20 protein-coding genes are annotated in these 22,905 nt (G+C 39.3%); 13 read left to right on the forward strand and 7 right to left on the reverse strand.

The genetic code is table 11. The features are described from left to right. Positions 1-15 precede the first annotated feature (15 nt). Complete coding sequence (locus IQ31_RS16145) at positions 16-1,077, forward strand: HlyD family secretion protein (protein ID WP_075993967.1); 1,062 nt, start codon at positions 16-18, stop codon at positions 1,075-1,077. 2 nt (positions 1,078-1,079) lie between these two features. Next, positions 1,080-2,624 (forward strand): MFS transporter, encoded by a 1,545-nt coding sequence (locus IQ31_RS16150; RefSeq protein ID WP_145328690.1) that lies wholly within the window; start codon positions 1,080-1,082, stop codon positions 2,622-2,624. On the opposite strand, the gene IQ31_RS16155 is transcribed toward IQ31_RS16150, so the two are convergent. After that, complete coding sequence (locus IQ31_RS16155) at positions 2,625-3,374, reverse strand: class I SAM-dependent methyltransferase (protein WP_088162758.1); 750 nt, start codon at positions 3,372-3,374, stop codon at positions 2,625-2,627. It lies immediately after the preceding gene. 17 nt (positions 3,375-3,391) lie between these two features. After that, entirely contained in the window at positions 3,392-4,090 is a 699-nt protein-coding gene (gene radC / locus IQ31_RS16160; RefSeq protein WP_075993971.1) for a RadC family protein, read from the reverse strand. A 164-nt stretch (positions 4,091-4,254) separates the two neighbouring features. On the opposite strand from radC, the gene IQ31_RS16165 reads away from it, so the two are divergent. Together IQ31_RS16165 and IQ31_RS16170 are read left to right on the forward strand one after the other, a co-directional pair. Beyond that, a complete protein-coding gene (locus IQ31_RS16165) occupies positions 4,255-4,713 on the forward strand; it encodes a peptidylprolyl isomerase (RefSeq protein ID WP_046671802.1) in 459 nt (152 codons plus the stop codon). Positions 4,714-4,739: 26 nt separating this feature from the next. Continuing rightward, complete coding sequence (locus IQ31_RS16170) at positions 4,740-5,144, forward strand: DUF5606 family protein (protein WP_075993972.1); 405 nt, start codon at positions 4,740-4,742, stop codon at positions 5,142-5,144. A 67-nt stretch (positions 5,145-5,211) separates the two neighbouring features. Here IQ31_RS16170 and IQ31_RS16175 read toward each other — a convergent pair whose 3' ends face one another. The 5 genes from IQ31_RS16175 to guaB form a co-directional block, all read right to left on the reverse strand. Beyond that, on the reverse strand, positions 5,212-6,144 hold the full coding sequence (locus tag IQ31_RS16175; protein ID WP_075993973.1) for a hypothetical protein: 933 nt from the start codon (positions 6,142-6,144) through the stop codon (positions 5,212-5,214). 128 nt (positions 6,145-6,272) lie between these two features. Beyond that, positions 6,273-7,598: a UDP-N-acetylglucosamine 1-carboxyvinyltransferase gene (murA, locus tag IQ31_RS16180; RefSeq protein ID WP_070565984.1), complete on the reverse strand. Its 1,326-nt coding sequence runs from the start codon at positions 7,596-7,598 to the stop codon at positions 6,273-6,275. Between the two features lie 210 nt (positions 7,599-7,808). Continuing rightward, entirely contained in the window at positions 7,809-8,639 is an 831-nt protein-coding gene (locus tag IQ31_RS16185; protein WP_070565986.1) for a DUF4290 domain-containing protein, read from the reverse strand. Between the two features lie 53 nt (positions 8,640-8,692). Beyond that, positions 8,693-10,972 (reverse strand): ATP-dependent helicase, encoded by a 2,280-nt coding sequence (locus IQ31_RS16190; RefSeq protein ID WP_070565989.1) that lies wholly within the window; start codon positions 10,970-10,972, stop codon positions 8,693-8,695. Positions 10,973-11,115: 143 nt separating this feature from the next. Beyond that, positions 11,116-12,591 carry an IMP dehydrogenase gene (gene guaB, locus IQ31_RS16195; RefSeq protein WP_075993975.1) on the reverse strand — a complete coding sequence of 492 codons (1,476 nt, stop codon included), beginning with the start codon at positions 12,589-12,591 and terminating at the stop codon, positions 11,116-11,118. Positions 12,592-12,815: 224 nt separating this feature from the next. Between guaB and IQ31_RS16200 the strand changes: the two genes are divergently transcribed. The 9 genes from IQ31_RS16200 (at position 12,816) to IQ31_RS16240 (ending at position 22,903) form a co-directional block, all read left to right on the forward strand. Further along, positions 12,816-13,292, forward strand: coding sequence for a hypothetical protein (locus IQ31_RS16200; protein WP_120333382.1), 477 nt, complete (start codon positions 12,816-12,818; stop codon positions 13,290-13,292). Between the two features lie 259 nt (positions 13,293-13,551). Then, positions 13,552-16,533, forward strand: a complete 2,982-nt coding sequence (gene secDF, locus IQ31_RS16205) for a protein translocase subunit SecDF (protein WP_075993976.1) — start codon at positions 13,552-13,554, stop codon at positions 16,531-16,533. A gap of 114 nt (positions 16,534-16,647) precedes the next feature. Further along, complete coding sequence (locus IQ31_RS16210) at positions 16,648-17,085, forward strand: MarR family winged helix-turn-helix transcriptional regulator (RefSeq protein WP_075993977.1); 438 nt, start codon at positions 16,648-16,650, stop codon at positions 17,083-17,085. Between the two features lie 2 nt (positions 17,086-17,087). Beyond that, positions 17,088-18,092, forward strand: a complete 1,005-nt coding sequence (locus IQ31_RS16215; RefSeq protein ID WP_145328692.1) for an NAD(P)/FAD-dependent oxidoreductase — start codon at positions 17,088-17,090, stop codon at positions 18,090-18,092. A 2-nt stretch (positions 18,093-18,094) separates the two neighbouring features. Next, the gene (locus tag IQ31_RS16220) at positions 18,095-18,427 is read left to right on the forward strand and encodes a 2Fe-2S iron-sulfur cluster-binding protein (RefSeq protein WP_075993979.1); all 333 of its coding nucleotides are present in this window, start codon (positions 18,095-18,097) and stop codon (positions 18,425-18,427) included. Between the two features lie 253 nt (positions 18,428-18,680). Next, positions 18,681-19,991: an NAD(P)/FAD-dependent oxidoreductase gene (locus tag IQ31_RS16225; protein ID WP_075993980.1), complete on the forward strand. Its 1,311-nt coding sequence runs from the start codon at positions 18,681-18,683 to the stop codon at positions 19,989-19,991. Positions 19,992-20,432: 441 nt separating this feature from the next. Continuing rightward, positions 20,433-21,458, forward strand: coding sequence for a rod shape-determining protein (locus IQ31_RS16230; RefSeq protein ID WP_046671815.1), 1,026 nt, complete (start codon positions 20,433-20,435; stop codon positions 21,456-21,458). 91 nt (positions 21,459-21,549) lie between these two features. Next, entirely contained in the window at positions 21,550-22,392 is an 843-nt protein-coding gene (gene mreC, locus IQ31_RS16235; RefSeq protein ID WP_075993981.1) for a rod shape-determining protein MreC, read from the forward strand. Next, positions 22,385-22,903 carry a hypothetical protein gene (locus IQ31_RS16240; protein ID WP_046671817.1) on the forward strand — a complete coding sequence of 173 codons (519 nt, stop codon included), beginning with the start codon at positions 22,385-22,387 and terminating at the stop codon, positions 22,901-22,903. The genes mreC and IQ31_RS16240 overlap by 8 nt, the downstream gene beginning before the upstream one ends. The last annotated feature ends 2 nt before the right edge of the window (positions 22,904-22,905 follow it).

Consider the following 22,905-nt stretch of genomic DNA (forward strand, 5'->3'; position numbering starts at 1 on the left):
ATAAGTAATTGAGTCATGAGCAATTCAACATTAAGTGAGAAAGAAATAAAACGAAGGCGGAAGATATGGATCATCAACATCCTATCTGCAGTCGTCATTGTGGTTACAATTATCTGGGGTATCTTAGTCTTTTTCCACATCAACGAATCTGTTTATACAGATGATGCCCAGGTAGATGCCCATATTACCCCTATAAATTCGCGTATCAGCGGTTATATCAAAACAATTCGATTTGATGAGCATCAAAAAGTTCACAAAGGCGATACACTCGTCATTATTGATGATGCTGAGTACAGAATTTTATTACAAAATGCACAAGCCACTCTTGCCGATGCCAAAGCAAGTAAAACAATATCGCAATCTGGAATTGCCATTGCCGGCAACAGTACTGCGATAGCAAATGCCAATATCGATGAGATGAGAGCCCGGCTAGATAATATGGAATTGAATTATAGGCGTTACGAGAGTCTCGTGAAAGATGAAGCAGTAACGCAATATCAATTCGATCAGGTAAAAGCAGATTATGAGGCCATGTTAGCCAAATATAAGGCACTTTTGGCGCAAGAGCGTGTATCGAAACTTAACACACATGAGTCTGAACAGAAGCTGTCAATCAATGATGCCTCATTACTAAAGGCCGAATCTGCGATTGATCTAGCCAAGTTAAACCTTTCGTATACGGTTATCACTGCACCGTACGACGGTGTATTGGGACGGCGGACGATTGAAGAGGGTCAATTGGTGCAAAACGGTACGCCATTGGTCAATATTGTACGTGATGAGCAGAAATGGATTACCGCAAATTATACCGAAAGTCAACTAAAAAATATTGCTCTCGGGGCAAAAGTCAACATTGAAATTGATGCATTGGCCGGGAAGACATTTGAAGGTGAAGTAGCCGCCATATCCGAAGCAACAGGATCTAAGTATTCTGCTGTTCCGGTTGACAATTCTACGGGGAACTTCGTTAAGGTACAACAGCGCATTCCGGTTAGAATTAATTTTACAGCATCCAATACCCCAAAAGATCTCGCCATGCTTCGCGTAGGTATGAATGCTATCATACGTATTAAATAATCATGAAAGATCGTATATTCAGAGATTGGTTGAGTTCAGGTTGGGAATTGTTCTTTCTGTTTCTACTCAATATTTTATTTTCGTTCAATAATGGAATCCCAACTTCCATTAACACGTATGTCATGAATGGATACGCCGGTATCACCGCAGATTTGAGTATGGCTACATATTGTTATTATGCGGGAATGGTATGTGCCATACCACTGGTATTTAGGTTGTTGAAATTATTTTCCAAAAAGACGATATTAATTGTATCTATCTTCATTATCCTCGCTTCCAATGCGGTTTTGGAACATGCCAATAATGGTGTCAACATCTGTATGGCCACATTTTTTATTGGGAGTGCCAAGATTATTGTCACGATGGCTATCATTGGGGAAATGATCCCTTTTCTCATGCCACGTGGAGAACGATATCAATTATATGCAGTCTACTACCCCATGACAATGATCATTCCTGCCTTGGCAAGTTATGTATCTGTTCTATTTGCAACGCGTTTCTATTGGGAAACTGTCTTTTTATTTCAAAATATACTACTTGCAGTAGCGTTGTTAATCTGCATCATCTTTATGAAATCGTCAGATTTTAAAAAGGTACCTCTTTATCAATATGACTGGTTTGGAAGTATTTTACTTTGTATTTCATTATTGAATTTTGCCTATTTCAGCACATATGGTCTGACACAAAATTGGTTTCATTCCAGGTTTATTTTGGTCACCGGAATCGCATCGCTCTGTTTTTTTATACTTTTTATAAATAGAAGTGTACTAATCCGAAAATCACTCTTAAATTTTGAAGCCTTTTCAACACGGATTCTGCCTATCTCCATTGGAACAATTTTTATTTTCGGCATTTTTTATAGCTCGACCTCGCTGTACTCCTCCCTTTTGGGAATTACGCTTGGTACAAACCCCTTGGAAGTCGCCGAAATAAATACCTATGTAATTCCTGGTTATATGATCGGCGCAGTAATCGCTTATATTTATTTCAAAATAACAAAAAAATGCAAGTTCATTTTGGCATTCTCCGCAGCGTGTTATGCCCTATCTTGCTTTTTCTTTGCAAGGATTATCGACCAACAAACAAACACGGCTTTGTTCTATCTCCCTTTGACATTAAGAGGAATGGGCGTGATCACTTCCTACATTGGAATAGGCGTATATATGGCCGGTAATATTCCCAGCAAATATTACCTCTCTGGCTTAGTATTTTTGATTCTTACACGTTCATTTTTGGTGCCTGTAGTCTGGTCAAACATCATTACTAATTGGTATTACCACCTACAGATCCTTAATGCCAATAATCTTGCTGGTATAATCGATCGAACAAATAGCTTGGTGCTACAAAGAGGAAATATAATGAAATCGGTCCAAGTCCAAGCCTCGCTACTATCCATACGCGACGCCTACTCCGGGCTATTTATTATCGGGGTAATCCTAACGTTATTCATCTTAATCTTCCCTTTTCATTCTTCGCCTATACGAAGAGTTTTCGACTGGAAGAGAAAAAATGCAACGAAAGAAGCTTTGCAAATTCCCATTTCTTAGTTAACTGATATAAATTTCGGTTATATACTTGAATACGATACGCTCAGAGATTGCGTACTTATCGAAAAGTGTACGGAGATCGTCATAGAGCGTTTTGTTTTCAGCCTGCTCTTTGGGAAAATAAGATGATGAACGTACTCTTCCCAAAAACGACCGAAGGTCCAATATCTGTTGATTTGGTAAGGTTACCTTGGTCATTGAACGTGATCCAAAAAATTGTTTGAGATCATCATCACTGATATTTTTGTGACTGACAGATTGATAACTTGGTATATGACTGAGCAGAAAATCTTCGTACTCCTGTTGAAAAGCATCGCCGGGATCACGCTGGTTCCAGACCAGTACAATACGTCCATTTTCTGTGAGAATGCGAGCGAACTCCCTCTTACATGCTTCCCGGTCAAACCAATGAAACGATTGCCCTGCAAAAATGAGATCTACGCATCCAGACTCAATAGATGTATCTTCGGCAGTCGCATTCAGCGCGATTAAATTCCGATAGGTTTTAAAATGATGCAGTAAAGATTCACGCATTTCCCGATTGGGTTCAACAGCAAAAACGTCATTCCCATTTTCGAGAAAAAGTTGCGTAGATAGCCCTGTACCACTACCGATATCGGCAACCAACCATTTTTTATCCAGCCCTATTTGTTCTTTAAGCACCTGAATAATCTCTTTTGGGTAACATGGTCTAAATTTCTCGTAATCGACAACCCTGTCCGTGAATCTATCAATACTGTTTTTGTTCATAATAAGAATTGCTGTAACTAGTCGATTATACCTTCATCTTTAAAACTATAATATCCGTTATCGGTAAAGATTAAATGATCGGCAACTCTAATATCCATAATTTTAGAGGCTTCAACAATTTTTTGCGTCAGAATTTTGTCAGCATTGCTTGGATACAAGGTGCCCGAGGGATGGTTATGAACTAATATAATTGCATGTGCTTTAAGGCTAAGTGCAGATCGTAATATAATCCTGACATCAACTGGCGTAAAATCATTACCGCCGCGTCCGATCAGTTGTTTGTCTAATATTTTATACCCCGTATTGAGATACAGCGTCCAAAACTCTTCATGGGGCAGATCCTGAAGTATGGGTTTCATAAAGTTGTAAACGAAGCGGCTGCTATTTACGAGCTTACGCTGTTCTACGGGCAGGTCGTTTTTCCGGCGTGCGAGCTCCAATGCGGCAAGAATAGCGATAGCTTTTGCCTCGCCTATCCCTTTATACATGCTCAGTTCTGAAACCTCCATCATCGAAAGCGTCTGCAGGTTGTTATTGACATCGGCCAATATGCGCCGGCATAATTCAACAGCACTTTCATTTTTGGAACCAGACCCGATTAAAATAGCCAGTAATTCGGCGTCGGTAAGCGCCCTACGGCCCTGGCTCAATAGTTTCTCTCTCGGACGATCGGCCTCTGCCCACTCCCGAATGACTAGTTTGTACGGATTTGACATCTACAGTTAATTATAATTGGCTAGCGTACATAAATATACAAAAATACTGTTACTTAATATCCTGAGAAATACACAATCTATCAATTAAAAAAAATTGGCAATCGGGATTTACTTCACATTTCACTCTGAAACGTTATCTTTGTATTTCATAAAAATTTTTGAATATGAGTAAAGCGATTATTAAAACAGAAAAAGGCGACATGACTGTGGAGTTCTACACAGCTGATGCTCCAAATACAGTAGCCAATTTTATCAAACTTGCTAAATCAGGATATTATGATGGATTGGCATTTCACCGTGTAATCCCTGATTTCGTTATCCAAGGTGGATGTCCAAATTCACGTGAAGGAGCTGCAGGAATCCCTGGAACGGGTGGCCCTGGTTATAAAATTGACTGTGAATTAACAGGCGAAAACCAATACCACGATAGAGGTGTATTGTCTATGGCTCATGCAGGCCGTAATACTGGTGGTTCTCAATTTTTCATCTGTCATAGCCGTAACAACACTGCTCACTTAGATCGTAACCATACTTGTTTTGGAAAAGTTATCGAAAACGTAGACATTGTTGACGATATCAGACAAGGTGACCGTATTTTATCAATTGAAGTTATCGAAGATTAATTCTTGGAGATTTAAATAGTATTAAAATGAATTTAAGAGCATTAGTATCCGTAACTGGTAAACCAGGATTGTTCAAATTGGTTGGACAAAATAAAGGTGGTTTTATTTTAGAAACCCTTGATCAGGCAAAAATTAAAACGGTAGTAAGTTTATCTTCTACAAAAATGGCGACTTTGGAAGATATCACCATCTATGGTGAAGAAGAAGAAATTCGTCTATTGAATATTTTTGAAACAATCAAAGAGAAAGGCATCGCTCTGCCAGATACAAAATCTGATGGCGCAACATTAAGAGATTTCTTCCGTGAAGTAGCTCCTGGCCATGATGAATCACGTGTTTATTCTTCGGATATTAAAAAGGTTATCACATGGTATAACATTATCAAGGAATTCCCTTTATTTGAAGAAGAAGCACCTGCTCCTTTAATGTAAACTTTTACATATATCCCAAATAAAAAAGGAGTTGATCATGTGATCAACTCCTTTTTTATGGTGTTTTCTAATGAAACACGACATCAAGTACATTTTTTTCGATGCTGTTTTGATCTTTGGCCGCGTCAAGTTTAGCATGGGCTTTTGTAACCTCAAATTCTTTGGGTTCAAATTGCTTTTCGACGACAGCTGTGGTTGTAAAGCGCAATAGGGAATTTTCATCTTCATTGAGATAGGCATCAATTTCAAGAATCCCTTCGTTTTCATCAAACACATAGGGGTGCAGCAGATTGATTCCCTTCGGGATCCGTGGGCTCTTCCAAACGACAAATTTAGGGAGCGTTTTATCCATTGCATCAATTTTATTGTAAATGGCCTGCTGACAGGTAATTCCGGCAATTACTTTTGTTTTTCCGGTCTTATCGATCATATACTCTTTGGGATTTATTCGTATCTGCACTTTCGCCAATCCATTAAGTTTCCCTTCTGGATAGTTCAGTCCTACATTGATAGTCTCGTTGCCACTATTTGCTAAAAAAGCCTCGCCTGAACCTTTGCTATAATTCACATAATTTTCCAGGCGGTACGTCAGGCCCGCAGCATCAGATTTCGCTTGTTGTTGATCAAATTTAATTTCCATCTTACGTAAAGGGGCAAGCATCAGCTCCATACGCTGCAGGGGATTTTCAATATCAAAGCTATCTTTCTTCATTTGTTCCGCCTGGGGTAGCGTGGATATTGCCTTCCACAATGCAGCAGGTGAACTATCTTTGGTCAGATTCATCAACCTGATTAGTTCAGCAAAAGGCATATTGGGAAAAGTAACTTTTTGTACGATTACCGCAGCATTGATCCGTTTAGAAGAGCGGATATCCGTTGTTGTATTTGATTCTTCATGTAGTTTAACCTCTTTGGGTGTAGAGGATTGACAATTGTGAAAAAGAAGTACTATGCCTAATAATGGGAAAATTAAGGCGTACTTTTTTAGATATTTTTTCATATCTATAGTTGTTTAAATGTAGTATAGACAAATTTACCTTATTTGATGCAGATATCACAAAAAAAGCCCCAGAATTTATATCCGGAGCTTCTTTTATCTTACGCTAGCACATAGGCTATTCGCATTAATTAATGACCTTTTGGTTCGGCATCGATACGTTTAATATCTGCTCCTAATTTACGCAAGCGTTCTTCGATATCTTGATAGCCACGTTCAATCTGTTCGATATTGTGGATCACAGATTTTCCTTTGGCAGATAGCGCTGCAATCAATAAAGACACCCCGGCACGAATATCTGGCGAAGTCATCTCAATACCTCTCAGGTGGTGTGATTTATTCAGTCCAATAACGGTTGCGCGGTGCGGATCGCACAAGATAATCTGCGCCCCCATATCGATCAATTTGTCGACGAAGAACAAACGGCTCTCGAACATTTTTTGGTGGATCAATACGTTTCCTTTTGCCTGAGTCGCCACAACAAGTACTATACTTAATAGATCGGGCGTAAAACCTGGCCAAGGTGCATCTGAAATTGTCAGGATAGATCCATCGATAAATGTATCGATTTCATACGATTCTTGCGCCGGAATAAAAATATCATCACCACGTAATTCAAACTTGATGCCTAAGCGCGAAAATACAGATGGAATAACGCCAAGTTCTTCGAAACAGACATCTTTAATGGTGATTTCTGAACCTGTCATTGCTGCAAGTCCGATGAAAGAACCTATTTCAATCATATCAGGCAACATGCGGTGTGAAGTTCCCCCCAGACGCTCTACTCCTTCGATGGTCAACAAATTAGATCCAATACCGGATATTTTAGCCCCCATGCGATTCAACATCTTACATAGTTGTTGTAAATACGGCTCACAAGCAGCGTTGTATATCGTTGTTGTCCCTTTTGCCAATACAGCAGCCATCACGATATTCGCCGTACCCGTTACAGAAGCTTCGTCCAAAAGGATATAACTTCCTTTTAACTCCGTTGCATCAACGTTAAAAAAATGGGTAGTCGCATCGTACACAAACTTAGCACCCAATTTTTCAAAACCCAAAAAGTGTGTATCTAATCGTCTACGGCCGATTTTATCACCCCCCGGTTTCGGAATAGCGGCTTTTCCGAATCGAGCCAACAAAGGACCGACAATCATGATAGAGCCACGCAATCCACCACCTTTTTCTTTAAATTCAGGTGACTGGAAATAGTCTATATTTATATCTTTAGCTTCAAAAACGTATGTGTCCTTATCTATGCGATCAATTTTAACACCTAAAGCAGCCAATAGATCGATCAACTTATTGACATCCTTAATATCTGGGATATTACTGATGGTCATAGGTTCTTCTGTCAGTAAAACTGCAGAAAGAATCTGTAAGGCCTCATTTTTTGCTCCTTGAGGAATAATCTCTCCCTTTAACGGTTTTCCACCGATTATTTCAAATGCGTTCATTTATATATAAGTGATATCTTCTTAGTATCTTATCCCGGTTCTTGTATTAGCCTTGGGATATTTAGCCTTCCGCCTAACATACCGGGATCGGAGACCAAAGAACCTTGTTTTTTTATAAAACAGCGCGATTCTTAAAAAAAGAAGGCAATTGTAAAGAAATCTGTTAATCACTTCGCAATTGCCTGCTTCTTTAAACAAAATCTTTAAGAACTAGCCTCGTTTATTATTATAATTACCCTGCGGCTTTCTGTTTCTGTTATTGTTGTTATTGTTGTCCCTACCGTAGCTGTTGTTATTATTATCCCTACTGTAGCTGTTATTATTGCTTCCGTAGTTATTGCGCTTCGTATTATTGTTGTTGTTACTTGTCATACGAGGCTTGCCTCCACCTTTCGACTGGTGACCGGAATTATTATTATTGTTATTGTTATTATTTCCGCCTGAGTTACTGTTAGCCGGACCTTTAACGCGATTTCCCGGAGGCGGAGTTTTAAAGTCAAGTTTGGTCAATACAGTACCTTCTGGTAAGGTCAATTGATAACCTGACAACTCTTTGAGATCCTGGATGATCAACTCGTCCGAAACAGAATCCTTATTCCAGGTCAGGTAAGCCATTTTCATAAAATTGGCGATACCGATAACCATCTGCTCTCTTTTAGCCTCGTCATTAGCCAATAAAGCCTTTTCAATCATTTTCTCTACGGTAAAACCATAGTGCTTGAATCTAATGGAATGCTGCGGATAGCCCAAATGCTCAACTTCGTGTTTCACACTTTTCGCTGTAGCAATTGGATAAGGTGAGTCAATATCCAATTTAAAATCAGAGATAATCTGTAGGTGATCCCACAGTTTATGTTTAAAATCAGACACGTCTCTCAAATGTGGGTTCAATACCCCCATCATATCGATTACAATCTGCGCATGTTTATTTCTTTCTTCCTTTGTGGGTAAAGTACAGATGTAATCTACCATATTTTGCACATTGCGACCATATTCTGCAAGGATCAATTTTGGTCTAGTGCTGTTGTAGTCAAAGTTCATATAGCTAATATAAGTACCTAATTAAACGATCAAGATGCCGTTTTGGTATTTTATTATTGAATTATTCTAAGTTTTGCAAATTTAAGCAACAATTGTTTCTGTCCCAACTCTTTAAAGAAAATAGTTGCTTTTATATCTCCTTTGTTTCCTTCGAGATTAACAACTTTCCCAAATCCAAAACGTTCATGTTCAACTTCCATGCCGACTTGAAGATTTGATGTATCTGAAGGAGCAAAACCCGCAGTAGGTTTGTGGGCTTTCGGTAGTATTGATGTCGTTTTAACCATCGGCTTAGGCTTAGGTTTAGAAAACGTATCATCACTATCCTTTTGTTGCCATGCAATTCGTTCGCCTTGAAAACTTCCGGCTGAGGCAGAAGTTTGTCGTGGTTTAAAATCCAATGCAAGACATGCCGGATTCAATTCATCCAAGAAGCGACTGGGTTCGCAGTTATTCAGCGTTCCCCAACGATATCGCGAAGTAGCATACGAAAGTAGTAATTTTTTTTCAGCTCTCGTAACAGCGACATAAAAAAGTCTTCGTTCCTCTTCCAATTCCGACCTGGAATTCAACGACAACTGGGAAGGAAATAGGTTTTCTTCTAAGCCTACAATGAAAACAATCGGAAATTCCAATCCTTTGGAAGAGTGGATGGTCATCAATGATACAGTATCAGCATTTGGATCTTTATCATTATCGTCGTTTGTCAACAGGGCGATATCCTGCATATAGACATCAAGTCCACGCTCTTCGATATCTTCCCGTTCCGAAAATTCCTTGATACCATTGAGGAGTTCCTGGATATTTTCGTAACGCGCCAGCCCCTCTACCGATTTGTCTTCATACAATTCTTTCAGAATACCACAGTGCTGCGCAATATGCATTGCCGTATCAAATGCGTTATTGTTTTTGGCAAGAGCCTGAAAACTCTGTATCATCTGTGCAAAACCACCGACAGAAGTTGCACTGCGTCCGTCTAGAAACTGGGCTGCATTTGCAACAACATCCCATATACGGTATTGATTCTGATCTGCAGCGATCATGATCTTCTCTATCGTCGTATCCCCTATCCCTCTACGTGGATAATTGATAACACGCTTTAGTGCTTCCTCATCATTTGGGTTGAAGGTGAGTCTGAAATACGCGATCAGATCTTTAATTTCTTTCCGTTGATAGAAAGAAGTACCACCGTATATTTTATAGGGGATATTAATTTTGCGCAAGGCCTCCTCCATTGCCCTGGATTGGGCGTTGGTACGATACAGAATAGCAAAATCTTTATAATTAAGTCCTTTTAACGATTTCTCTTCGATAATCTGGTCAGCAACGATCTTACCTTCCTCATTGTCAGAGAAAGCACGTGAAACCTTGATCTTTTCGCCCTCTTCATTATCCGAGAAAACATTTTTTTCCAATTGATTCTGATTATTCGCAATCACCGAATTGGCCGCATTTACGATCATCTTAGTCGATCGATAATTCTGCTCCAGTTTAAAGATCTTCACATCAGGATAATCCTTTTGGAAATTCAGGATATTCTGAATATTTGCACCACGAAATGCATAGATCGATTGTGCATCATCCCCAACCACGCAGATATTTTCGTTGACTGCTGCCAGGCGTTTGACAATAAGGTATTGGGAGAAGTTGGTATCCTGGTACTCATCGACCATCAGATAGCGAAATTGATGCTGATATTTATGCAATACCTCTGGATGCTTGTTTAACAAGACATTTGTTTTAAACAAGAGGTCATCAAAATCCATTGCTCCAGCACGGTAACAGCGTTGTGCATAGGTCATATAAATCTGCCCCAATTGACCACGACCATTGGAAATATCTTCGGCCAGTATGGCTTCATTCTTATTATATTCCTGCGGTGAGATCAAGTTGTTTTTTGCCTGTGAGATACGTCCATACACATGATTGACATTATACAGCTTATCATCGAGATTCATTTCCTTTAAAATGGCACGCAACAAACTTTTGGTATCGTCCGTATCGTAGATGGTAAAGTTTCTGGGATAACCGATCAATTCTGCTTCGACACGGAGTATCTTTGCGAATACCGAGTGGAATGTTCCCATCCAAATATTTTTCGCTTCGCTTCCAACAACAGAAACGATACGTGCGCGCATCTCTTTGGCAGCCTTGTTGGTAAATGTTAATACCAAGATATTGAATGGATCAACACCTTTTCGAATCAAGTGTGCTACACGATAGGTAATTACCCGTGTTTTTCCTGAACCAGCTCCTGCAACAATCATCACAGGACCTTCTGTTTGCTCTACGGCTCCTCGTTGTGAAGGGTTTAAACCCGCTAAATAATCCAAATTAACTCCTTAAATTTTAAAACCTGAGAATAGGGTATAAAAGTACAAATTTCCTATTGATCACTGGGGCTATCTTGCTAATATTTTTACACAAAAAAAACCGATAATCAAGATTATCGGTTTTTATATCATCCAAGCAACATCTAGCCTCTGCTGTTATAATTTGGTGCTTCCTTCGTAATGGAAATATTATGTGGATGGGACTCTCTCAACCCTGCTCCTGTAATGCGGACAAATTGTGCTTCCTGTAATTTTTCAATTGTTGCAGCACCACAGTATCCCATAGAAGCGCGTAATCCGCCAATATATTGATAAACGACCTCAGCTAATGTACCTTTGTAAGGAACACGCCCAACAATACCTTCAGGAACCAATTTTTTGATATCATCTTCTACGTCTTGGAAATAACGATCTTTAGATCCTTTTTCCATGGCTTCGATTGAGCCCATACCGCGGTAAGATTTAAACTTACGTCCCTCATAGATAATTGTTTCACCTGGAGCTTCTTCCACACCGGCGAATAAAGAGCCAGCCATAATTGTGCTTGCTCCGGCTGCAATTGCTTTTGCAATATCACCAGTTTGTTTGATACCACCATCTGCGATCAAAGGCACGCCAGTTCCTTTAAGTGCTTTGGCAACTTCATATACAGCATAAAGCTGAGGAACACCAACACCAGCAATAATACGGGTTGTACAAATTGAGCCCGGTCCGATACCTACTTTTACGGCATCTGCACCTGCTTCAGCCAAAGCTGTTGCTGCTGCACCGGTCGCAATATTTCCAACGATTACCTGTAGCTCAGGAAACTGCGATTTCACCAATTTCAACTTATCGATTACACCTTTAGAATGCCCGTGTGCCGTATCGATTGTAACCACATCCACACCTGCTTTCACCAAAGCCTCAACGCGATCAAGGGTATCTGGTGTAACACCTACTGCCGCACCAACCAATAAACGGCCATGGCTATCTTTGGCAGCATTGGGATAATGTTTATATTTTTGGATATCTTTAAAGGTAATCAAGCCTTTCAAAATACCTTCTTCATTAACGACAGGAAGTTTTTCGATTTTTTCGTTTTGAAGAATCTCTTCCGCTTTCACCAAATCCGTTCCTTCGGGAGCAACAACAAGATTTTCCTTAGTCATCAATTCGTTGATTGGACGACTCATATCTTTTTGGAAACGAAGATCACGATTCGTTACAATACCAACCAATTGGCCTTTTTCGTTCACAACAGGAATTCCACCGATTTTGTGCTCCTTCATAATATTGAAGGCATCACCCACAGTTGCTGTTGCCAATAACGTTACTGGATCCTGAATCATACCGCTCTCCGAACGTTTTACTTTGCGTACTTCAGCAGCTTGTTCTGCAATCGTCATGTTCTTATGTAACATACCAATACCGCCAGCTTGAGCAATCGCAATCGCCAAATCAGCACCGGTTACCGTATCCATTGCTGCAGAAACCAATGGAATATTTAATTTGATTTTTTTTGTTAGCGAAGTGCTCGTATCAACGTCACGGGGTAAAATTTCAGAATAAGCTGGAATTAATAAGACGTCGTCGTAAGTGAGACCTTCTGCTACGAATTTTTGTGGATCTAATTGCATGGCAAATATGTATTGGGTTTTCTATTTGCCAGGCAAATTTAAGAAAAATAAGCAATAATAAAAAATAAAAGATACAAATTACAATCGGAAGACAAATTAGAAACGTTATGAATTAAGCATTCATCTAGGGTACGTCCCAGCCTTTATCATTTTTTGGCAGGCTATTTGCTTTTGGTAACACGAAAAGTTATTTTAATTAATGAAAATATAAAGATAAGATAATTATGAAAAAGACATTACTCTCATTAGCTGCCGTCGCAGCATTAGCATTTGGCGCACAGGAAGCGAAAGCTCAGTCTCCTCAACGTGCAGCAATTGGTGTTGTGTTTGATGGCACTAAGCACGCTGATCTTTGGGGTGTTCAATATAAACAATCAATCGGAGGAGCTAACAACGGTCAAGCACAGGTGATGTTTGACGACCATGTTGTAGCAATAGGAGCTGACTGGCAACATGCTAGACCTTTCCGTGGAGCAGCTGGATTAGGATGGTATGCAGGTATTGGTGCACAGGCTACTTTCTTTGATATTGGAGATAATTATACAGCGATAAGCTTAAGACCACAATTAGGCTTGGAATTTAAAATTCCTTCAGCACCAATTGGATTTCACGCTGACTGGAAGCCAGATTGGCAATTAAACCATGGAAGTGATTTCCATGCGTCAACATTCTCGTTTGGTATCAAATACACATTGAGATAATATAAAACAACTAAACAGTATAAAAGGTCCTTCTCTATGTTGAGCAGGGCCTTTTTTTATAAATAAAATCAATAAATATTTCTTTTTTTCTTCAATTCTCCTATTTTTATGCCGTTGACCTGATTGGCGTAAATAAAACTTTTCATTCTACAAAAATTTTATACCTTTGCCATTCTTGGTAAAATGTGATTAAACGAGAACTAATTATCAATTACATAAACAGTATTTAACATTAAAATTAATACAATTATAACAGACGATGCAAGGTAAAGGGCTGATTAAACTTTTAGTGATAGTGGTGTCATTAGCGTGTCTATACTCCCTATCATTTACTTGGGTGACCCGCAATGTGGAACGAGATGCTGAGAATTTTGCCAAAGGAGACTTGGCGAAAGAGAAAAGCTACCTCGACTCAATGGCCGGTGAAGTAGTGTACAATTTAGGTTTTGCAAAATACACCTATCGGGAAGCCAAAGCAAATGAACTCGCTTTGGGATTGGATTTGAAAGGTGGTATGAACGTGACCATGGAAATCTCATTGGACGAATTGATCCGCAATTTGGCGAATAATCCAAAAGATGAGAAATTCAACAAAGCGTTGGAGCAAGCAGTAGCAAAAAGCAAAACGAGTGCAAAAACAGTCGTTGCTTTATTTATGGAAGAGTACAAATCCATCGGTGCTACAACTCCACTTTCGACATTCTTTTCAACAAAAGATAACGCTGCTCTAATTAAACCTGGTGATTCAGACTCCAAAGTTGAATCATTCCTTCAAAAAGAAGCAGACAATGCCATCCAAAACTCATACAAAGTACTTCGTACACGTATCGATAAATTTGGCGTTGCATCTCCAAACATTCAAATTCAACAAGGTACAAACCGTATTTTGATCGAATTACCTGGTGTGAAAGATGAAAGCCGTGTTCGTAACCTATTACAAGGTTCGGCTAAATTGGAATTCTACGAAACATATACAAACCAGGAAGTTTATCCAATACTGGAAAATATCGACAAAACTTTAGCATCAACGTTAAAAGCTGCTCCAGCTGCTACAACAAATACTGCCGCAGATACAAGCAAAAAATCAGATGATTTATTGTCTAATCTAACCGGTGGTAAAAAAGATGCTAAGAAAGACAGTGCTGCTGTAAATCTAGGTCAGAAAAATCCATTATTTGAAGTATTACGTCCAGCTGTTTACATGGGCGAAAACCAACAAATGGCACTTATGCCAGGTTCAATGGTCGGTATTGCTTCATTAAAAGATACGGCAAAAGTAAATGCTTACTTGCAACGTCCTGAGGTGAAATCAATACTTCCTGGAAACTTAAAGCTTTTATGGTCTGTTAAACCAGAGCAAAAAACACCTGAGCAACTATCATTATACGCCATTAAAGGGTCTGGACAGGACAATGGTGCTGTATTGACGGGTGATGTGATCACTGACGCAACAGCAAACTTTGATGAGAAAAATCAACCTGTGGTTGGTATGCAAATGAACAGTGAAGGTGCTCATCAATGGAAGAAAATTACAGCAAAAGCAGCTCAAAACAGAGATGCGATTGCTATCGTTCTTGATAATGTAGTTTATTCTGCTCCTTCTGTAAACGGTGAAATTCCAAATGGTAGCTCATCAATCTCTGGATCCTTTACGGTAGAAGATACCAAAGATTTGGCGAACGTATTGAAGGCAGGTCGTCTTCCTACAACGGCTAAAATCGTTGAAGAAGCTGTTGTGGGTCCTACTTTGGGTCAGGCTGCCATCGATGCCGGTGTAAATTCTGCTGTTATCGGTATTATCGTGGTAATGATCTTTATGATCGCTTACTACAATACGGCGGGTATCGTAGCAAACATCGCGGTATTGTTAAACGTATTTATCATTATGGGGGTATTGGCATCCTTAAATGCTGTACTGACCCTACCTGGTATTGCCGGTATCGTATTGACAATGGGTACTGCTGTCGATGCAAACGTTTTGATTTATGAACGTATCCGTGAAGAACTGGGCTTAGGAAAATCGATCCGTCAGGCTGTTGCCGATGGTTACAAACATGCTTTACCTTCCATCCTGGATTCGCAGATCACAACCTTCTTAATTGGTATTATCCTATTTTTATTTGGTAGTGGTCCGATCTTAGGTTTCGCAACAACGTTAATGGTGGGTATTATTACTTCATTGTTTACTGCGATCTTAGTTACACGTGTTATCTTTGAATGGATGTTAGCGAAAGATTTCAAAATCAAAGTCTCTTTCCCTTGGTCTGCAAACACTTTGCATAACGCAAACTTCAAATTCGTGCAGAAACGTAAAATCTTTTACGCGATTTCAATCGTTGCTGTGTTAATTTCTGCTGCATCAATTTTCACAAAAGGATTCAGTTTAGGCGTGGATTTCCAAGGTGGACGTACTTATACTGTTCGCTATGATAAACCTGTGGACTTAGAAGCTGTACGTACAAACTTGGACGATATCTTCAAGAAAACAACAGAGGTAAAAGTATTCGGTGCAGCCAATCAATTGCGTATTACAACAACTTACCATATTGAAGAAACTTCGGACACTGCTGATAAAGAAGTATTGGACAAATTAAACCAAGGTCTATCGAAAGTAGATGCTTCTAATAAACATGAGATTCTTTCGTCTCAAAAAGTTGGACCAAGTATCGCTACCGATATCAAATCTAGAGCAACCAGCTCAGCAATTTTCTCTATCATCATTGTTGCAGCTTACATCTTGATCCGTTTCCATAAATGGGAATATTCAGTTGGAGCAGCTATTGCAACAATTCACGATGCGATCATTTTATTGGGATTATTCTCTATCTTGGATGGTATCGTACCATTCTCACTTGATATTGACCAACACTTTGTAGCAGCAATATTAACCGTAATTGCTTACTCGGTGAATGATACAGTGGTTGTATTTGACCGTTTACGTGAATTCGTATCGAAACCAAATGCACATAATGAAGATCTTGGCGATGTCGTAAACCATGCGATCAACTCGACATTAAGTAGAACAATTATTACCTCATTGACAATCGTGTTTGTTCTTGCTGTATTGTTTATCTTTGGTGGTGAAGTTATCCGTGGATTCTCATTCGCGATCTTAATCGGTGTTATCGTAGGTACATATTCATCTATTATCTTAGCTGCACCTTCAGTATATGACTTACGTAAAGGAAAGCATTTGGCAGAAGGTAATACTGCTAAAAAAGCTGAAGTCGTAAGACCTTAATAGCTGATATCGATAAAATAAAAAAGGGCGTTCGAATGAACGCCCTTTTTTATTGCATTCAAATTACTTGTCACACTAAATATTTTAAATATATTTGTTGTACTAAATATTTGTATGCTAAACGAAAAATTTGACCGCTACTCCTTCATCTTGGACCAAACAGCCAAGAAAGTAAAACAGTTCGCCCAATCTTCTTTTGCCGAGAAAGGATTTGATATTACTGTAGACCAATGGACCGTTTTAAAGGCTTTATACGAAACAGATCAACTTTCACAAAAAGAACTGGCCAAGCGCTGCGGAAAAGACCAGCCCACACTGACACGGATCGTAGATATCCTTCTTAAAAAGAATCTGGCTGAGCGGATCACTGACGAAACAGACCGTCGGAGTCTATACCTCCATTTGACAGAAGAAGGAAAATTGAAAGTAGCATCGCTTACGCCAATTGTTACGGAGATTCGTATGAAGGCCTGGGAAAATCTAGCGGACGAAGATTTCGAAGCTTTCACAAGAATTTTGAATACAATATATAACAATTTAAATATAGAATAGCTATGATAAATACGGATATCTGTATCATCGGAGCAGGACCTGTTGGCCTATTCGCAGTTTTTGAAGCTGGGCTTTTAAAAATGCGCTGCCATTTGATTGATGTGTTACCCCAAGTGGGCGGTCAACTTTCGGAGATTTACCCCCATAAGCCTATCTACGACATTCCTGGTTATCCAAGTATCACTGCGCAGGAGTTGATCGATAAACAGCTTGAACAGATTAAACCCTTTGACCCCACATTCACCTTAGGCGAGCGCGTGGAACATATAACAAAACAGGACGACGGTTCTTTTATTATAGAAACCAATGATCATACGGTGGTTCATACACAGGTCATTGTCATCGCTGGGGGCTTAGGTTGCTTTGAACCACGCAAGCCCGAAATTCCAAATCTTCACCTCTTTGAAGGAAAAGGCGTAGATTATATGGTAAAAGACCCCACCAAGTACCGGGATAAAAAAATCGTCATTGCCGGTGGCGGTGATTCCGCGCTCGATTGGACCTTCCATCTCGCAGATATTGCGCAACAGGTCACTTTAATCCACCGAAGTGACTCCTTCAGAGGCGCTCCGGACTCGGCTGAAAAGGTTTTCAAATTGGCCCAACAAGGTAAGATCAACTTATTATTGTCCCACAATCTGACCAATATTCATGGCAATGACTACTTGTCTCATGTTGAAACAACAAATAAAGAAAAAGAAGTCACAGCAACAGATGCAGACTATTTTATTCCTTTATACGGTCTTACGCCGAAGCTTGGTCCAATCGCAGATTGGGGATTAAATATCGATAAAAATGCGATAGAGGTCAATACGCTTGATTACTCAACCAATATCGAACGGATCTATGCTATAGGAGACATCAACACCTATCCAGGCAAACTGAAACTCATTCTCTGTGGATACCATGAGGCTGCCCTGATGTGTCAAAGTGCCTTTAAATTTGTCTATCCCGATCAAAAATTGACATTCAAATACACCACTGTAAACGGTATAAATACTTTCTAGCCATGGACGATAATTTAATTCAAGTCACTGTTATTGATCGGGATGGGACCGAAAATATCCTGGAAGTTCCTACCGATATCAATCTTTCACTCATGGAGATTTTAAAGGCATCCGAATATGAAATTCTGGCCACTTGTGGTGGTATGGCGCTGTGCGCTACCTGCCATGTCGAAGTTGTCGAAGGCCTGCATACACTTCCCGAAGCGAGTGATCAGGAGCTCGACATGCTGGACACACTTCCGGATGCCGATGATCAAAGTCGACTTGCCTGTCAGCTGCATTTACAGAATACCAATAACGGCATGAAAATCAAGATCAAAGGCGCGCTACAATAGTGTCATCATTGTGTATAAAATACACAATGATGACACTATACATCTTTTTTTTTCAAAGGGTACAATGTACACTATAAAGAGCTAAAAATCAAACAACTACAAAACATATTATTGAAAGAATTAGCCTCTTTACAATAAAATTCACAACATATCAGCATAATAAATAAATATTTTTTAGCTTTTTGAGCCAAAATTTAAGATATTTGCAGCTTAATTCGATTGTACCGAATTTTTACAACAAACTATTAAAAATATGCCAAGCAATAGTTCAAATAGAAAATTCCCAAGAGTAATCATTATTGGTGCTGGATTTGGAGGAATTGAAGTTGCTAAAAAGCTTAAAAATAAGGAAGTTGAAGTTCTGTTGCTGGACAGAAATAACTTTCATACTTTTCAACCATTGATGTACCAAGTTGCCACGGGCACTCTTTCAGCGGACTCCATCTCCTTCCCTGTTCGCAAAATGTTCAAAGGCCAAGACAACTTTCATTTTAGACTTGCTGACGTAAAAAGCGTAGACAATGAGGCTAAGATTGTAAGAACAGATGTTGGTGATTTTGACTACGATTATTTAATTGTTGCGACAGGTGCTACCACGAACTTCTTCGGAAATCAGCAAATCACGAAATATGCTTTGCCGATGAAAAATATACAAGAAGCATTAAATATTCGAAGCTATGTTTTACAGAACCTCGAAGAAGCAGTACGAATAGAAAACCCTGCTGATCGTAAAGCTAATTTGAACTTTGTTATTGTTGGGGGTGGTCCAACAGGTGTAGAACTTTCGGGGGCAATCGCAGAGATCAAAAACAATGTTCTTGAGAAAGATTATCCAGAATTGAAAAAATCTGAGATGTCGGTTTACCTGGTTGAAGGACTTCCAAAAGTATTGGCCAACTTATCTGAAAAATCTTCTAAAGATTCAGAAAAGTACCTCAAAGATTTGGGTGTAGAAGTATTATTGAATGTTCAGGTAACTGGATATGATGGCAATTCAATTACTTTCGCCGATGGCAGAAGTATCGAAACAAAAACTGTTATCTGGGGAGCAGGTGTAGCTGGGCAGTATCCGAATGGTTTCAAAAAGGAGATTATCCAACGTGGTAACCGTATACAGACAGATGATCAATGTCGTGTTATCGATATGCCAGGTGTTTATGCCATTGGTGATGTTTCGGCATTTATCACAGATGACCTTCCTCGCGGCCTACCAGGTGTTGCACCGGTGGCTCAGCAACAGGGAGCTTATGTTGCCAAACACATTCTTCAAACAATGTCCAATCAACCAACTGAGAAATTCAACTATTTCGACAAAGGGTCCATGGCTACGGTAGGTCGTAATAAAGCTGTCGTTGACATGGGAAAAATCCATTTCAATGGATTCTTTGGCTGGATGACCTGGATGTTTGTCCACTTGATGTCCATCTATGGATTCAGAAATAAATTGATCACATTCGTAAACTGGTCGATCAAATTTTTCACCAAAAACAGTGGTGTGCGTTTGATCTTCCACAAATATGATGAGCCGACTCCGGAAGAACAACAGGCTGAAACAGCCCAATAACTTTCAATTGGAGTTTAGATAAACTATTTCAATACCCCGACAGCGCCATTATCCCAAACGATAATGGCGCTGTTTTTTACCTCTATTTTACCTGTTTAATCCATTCGCTAAAAACATATAACAACAGCGTGTAGGAACCCTTCGAAACAACAGCCCTCTCCAGATAGTTGTCAAAACCACCTTTTCCCGATTGGATTCTTTCTTCTCGCGGTCAATGATTTCAAAAACACCGGCTTAATTCTTTTTTAACACCGCATCCAATTAAAAATAACTTCACCTAGGACGTAAGAATTACAGATTATATTCGTTAAATTTAAAGACAGTTTTTTCCAGATAGAATTTACTTTCAGAATGTAGTTTTTTTTGATGTATAACCTCAAAAAGATTAATTTTTTTTGTGTAGGTTTGCATATTATTTTAAAATAGCTTAAGGATTAGCAGATGGGCTTATTTAATTGGTTTACGCAAGAAGTTGCGATTGACTTGGGTACTGCAAATACCCTAATAATTCATAATGACAAAGTAGTAGTGGATGAACCTTCTATTGTTGCATTTGACCGCACCACAAACAAAGTGATCGCCATTGGTCGCCAGGCCATGCAAATGGAGGGTAAAACACACGACAATATAAAGACAGTACGTCCTTTACGTGATGGAGTAATCGCTGATTTTACGGCAGCTGAACACCTGATCAGAGGTATGGTAAAATTGGTAAACAATGGTAAGAGCTGGTTTTTCCCTTCCCTACGTATGGTTGTTTGTATTCCTTCCGGTATTACGGAAGTAGAGAAACGAGCTGTGCGTGATTCAGCAGAAATTGCGGGTGCCAAAGAAGTCTATTTAATTCACGAACCCATGGCTGCTGCTGTAGGAATCGGAATTGACGTGGAAGAACCAATGGGTAATATGATTATCGATATCGGTGGTGGTACCACTGAAATTGCTGTCATCGCTTTATCGGGTATTGTATGTGACCAGTCCATTCGTGTTGCTGGTGATAACTTCGACTCTGACATCGTTCAATACATCAGAAGACAACATAACATCATGATCGGTGAACGTACGGCTGAAAAAATCAAAATTGAAGTGGGTGCTGCTCTACCTGAATTGCAGGAACCACCGGCAGATTTCGCTGTTCAAGGCCGTGATTTGATGACAGGTGTTCCTAAGCAAATTACTGTTTCTTACACCGAAATAGCGCATTGTCTAGATAAGTCCATTTCAAAAATTGAAGAGGCGATCTTAAAAGCACTTGAAATTACCCCACCAGAATTATCAGCGGATATTTATCAAACAGGTATTTATCTTACCGGTGGTGGTGCATTATTGCGCGGTTTGGACCGTCGTATACAAGCGAAAACTAAACTTCCAGTACATATTGCCGAAGATCCATTACGTGCTGTCGTAAGAGGAACTGGTATTGCACTTAAAAATATTGGACGATTTAAATTCTTGATGCAATCATAACGTTCGATAATTAATAACAATATTTTATTAAAGAGCGATATAATATGCAAAACTATTATATCGCTTGCTTATTAAATACCCACATTAAAAAATGAGAAACCTTTGGTTATTCCTGAGACGATACAATGCATTCTTCTGGTTTATCCTATTTTTTGGATTCTCGTTATTTTTGGTGATCACCAACAATTCTTTCCAACGTAATTCTGTTTTAAATTCTTCAAATAGTATCATCGGAGGCCTGTATGCAAAGGTCAATTCCTGGAAAAGCTATCTGCACCTCGGGGAGACTAATGATGCACTTGCAAAGGAAAATGCACAATTAAGAAAGGACTTACAAGCCTATCGATCAACTGACAGCATCAAGATTGGTCCTGTCCCAGCAATCGATAGCAGTGAGTTTGGGCGTTACGAATTTATTATTGCGAATGTCATCAACAATAGCATTCACCAAAAGGCAAATACGATTACACTCGATAAAGGCAGTAAAGATGGTATAGAGCGAGGTATGGGTGTTATCGCTCCCAACGGGGTAGTTGGTATTGTATTGAATGTTTCCCCTAACTTCTCTACCGTTCAATCCCTATTGCATCCAGATACGCGTATATCCGTTACACTGGGCCACACCGAGGTCTTTGGCTCGTTGGTATGGGGCAATAGCATGGATTACCGCGCGGCAATGGTCAAGGAAATTCCAAACCACATCAAAGTCAACAAAGGAGATAAAGTGTATACCTCCGGATATTCAGGACATTTTCCAAAAGGAATTTTTGTCGGAACGGTCATTCAGACAGGTATTTCTTCAGGAGATGCTTTTTTGGATCTTAGATTATTGTTGAGCACCAATTTCTCCAATTTGCAACATGTCTACGTTGTAAAAGACCTGTTAAATAAAGAATTAAAGACACTAGAAGAATCGACAAAGGACAATGGCTAGGATTTTAATATTTAATATTATTCGATTTATCGTTTTGATAGGCATGCAAGTTTTCCTATTTCAAAATATCGGTTATTACAATCTGGTCGCTGCATTTCCTTATATCTTATTTATTTTTTTACTTCCGACAGGAACACCTAATTTCCTGGTGTATTTGATCGCATTTCTTACGGGACTTACCGTAGATTCATTTTATGATACCCTTGGTGTCAATACCGCAGCCTGTGTTGCATTGGCAGCCTTCCGTATTTTCTTCATGAAAATTACGCTCGAAGTTGAAGAACGCGAATCTTTTTTTACCCCGATGTTGGGCTTCATGAATATTCGCTGGTTCTTTTCCTACATCTTTTTCGGAACATTGATCCATCATACATTTTTGTATCTCTTGGAATCTTTTTCCTTCCAGCACATCCAATACACCTTATTGAGTATAGTTTTAAGTTGTATATTTACAGTAATTATCATGCTATTATTTAGCATATTATTCTACAAAAAGAAAGATCGGTTGTAGTA

Source organism: Sphingobacterium siyangense (assembly GCF_007830445.1).
Classification (GTDB): domain Bacteria; phylum Bacteroidota; class Bacteroidia; order Sphingobacteriales; family Sphingobacteriaceae; genus Sphingobacterium; species Sphingobacterium siyangense.

Coding starts and splice junctions, on each gene's coding strand:
- IQ31_RS16210 (WP_075993977.1), top strand. CDS start 16,648: ATGCTAAACGAAAAATTTGACCGCTACTCCTTCATCTTGGACCAAACA.
- IQ31_RS16220 (WP_075993979.1), top strand. CDS start 18,095: ATGGACGATAATTTAATTCAAGTCACTGTTATTGATCGGGATGGGACC.
- murA (WP_070565984.1), bottom strand. CDS start 7,598: ATGAACGCATTTGAAATAATCGGTGGAAAACCGTTAAAGGGAGAGATT.
- mreC (WP_075993981.1), top strand. CDS start 21,550: ATGAGAAACCTTTGGTTATTCCTGAGACGATACAATGCATTCTTCTGG.
- IQ31_RS16215 (WP_145328692.1), top strand. CDS start 17,088: ATGATAAATACGGATATCTGTATCATCGGAGCAGGACCTGTTGGCCTA.
- IQ31_RS16165 (WP_046671802.1), top strand. CDS start 4,255: ATGAGTAAAGCGATTATTAAAACAGAAAAAGGCGACATGACTGTGGAG.
- IQ31_RS16200 (WP_120333382.1), top strand. CDS start 12,816: ATGAAAAAGACATTACTCTCATTAGCTGCCGTCGCAGCATTAGCATTT.
- IQ31_RS16185 (WP_070565986.1), bottom strand. CDS start 8,639: ATGAACTTTGACTACAACAGCACTAGACCAAAATTGATCCTTGCAGAA.
- IQ31_RS16175 (WP_075993973.1), bottom strand. CDS start 6,144: ATGAAAAAATATCTAAAAAAGTACGCCTTAATTTTCCCATTATTAGGC.
- IQ31_RS16240 (WP_046671817.1), top strand. CDS start 22,385: ATGGCTAGGATTTTAATATTTAATATTATTCGATTTATCGTTTTGATA.
- secDF (WP_075993976.1), top strand. CDS start 13,552: ATGCAAGGTAAAGGGCTGATTAAACTTTTAGTGATAGTGGTGTCATTA.
- guaB (WP_075993975.1), bottom strand. CDS start 12,591: ATGCAATTAGATCCACAAAAATTCGTAGCAGAAGGTCTCACTTACGAC.
- IQ31_RS16170 (WP_075993972.1), top strand. CDS start 4,740: ATGAATTTAAGAGCATTAGTATCCGTAACTGGTAAACCAGGATTGTTC.
- IQ31_RS16225 (WP_075993980.1), top strand. CDS start 18,681: ATGCCAAGCAATAGTTCAAATAGAAAATTCCCAAGAGTAATCATTATT.
- IQ31_RS16145 (WP_075993967.1), top strand. CDS start 16: ATGAGCAATTCAACATTAAGTGAGAAAGAAATAAAACGAAGGCGGAAG.
- IQ31_RS16150 (WP_145328690.1), top strand. CDS start 1,080: ATGAAAGATCGTATATTCAGAGATTGGTTGAGTTCAGGTTGGGAATTG.
- IQ31_RS16155 (WP_088162758.1), bottom strand. CDS start 3,374: ATGAACAAAAACAGTATTGATAGATTCACGGACAGGGTTGTCGATTAC.
- IQ31_RS16230 (WP_046671815.1), top strand. CDS start 20,433: ATGGGCTTATTTAATTGGTTTACGCAAGAAGTTGCGATTGACTTGGGT.
- radC (WP_075993971.1), bottom strand. CDS start 4,090: ATGTCAAATCCGTACAAACTAGTCATTCGGGAGTGGGCAGAGGCCGAT.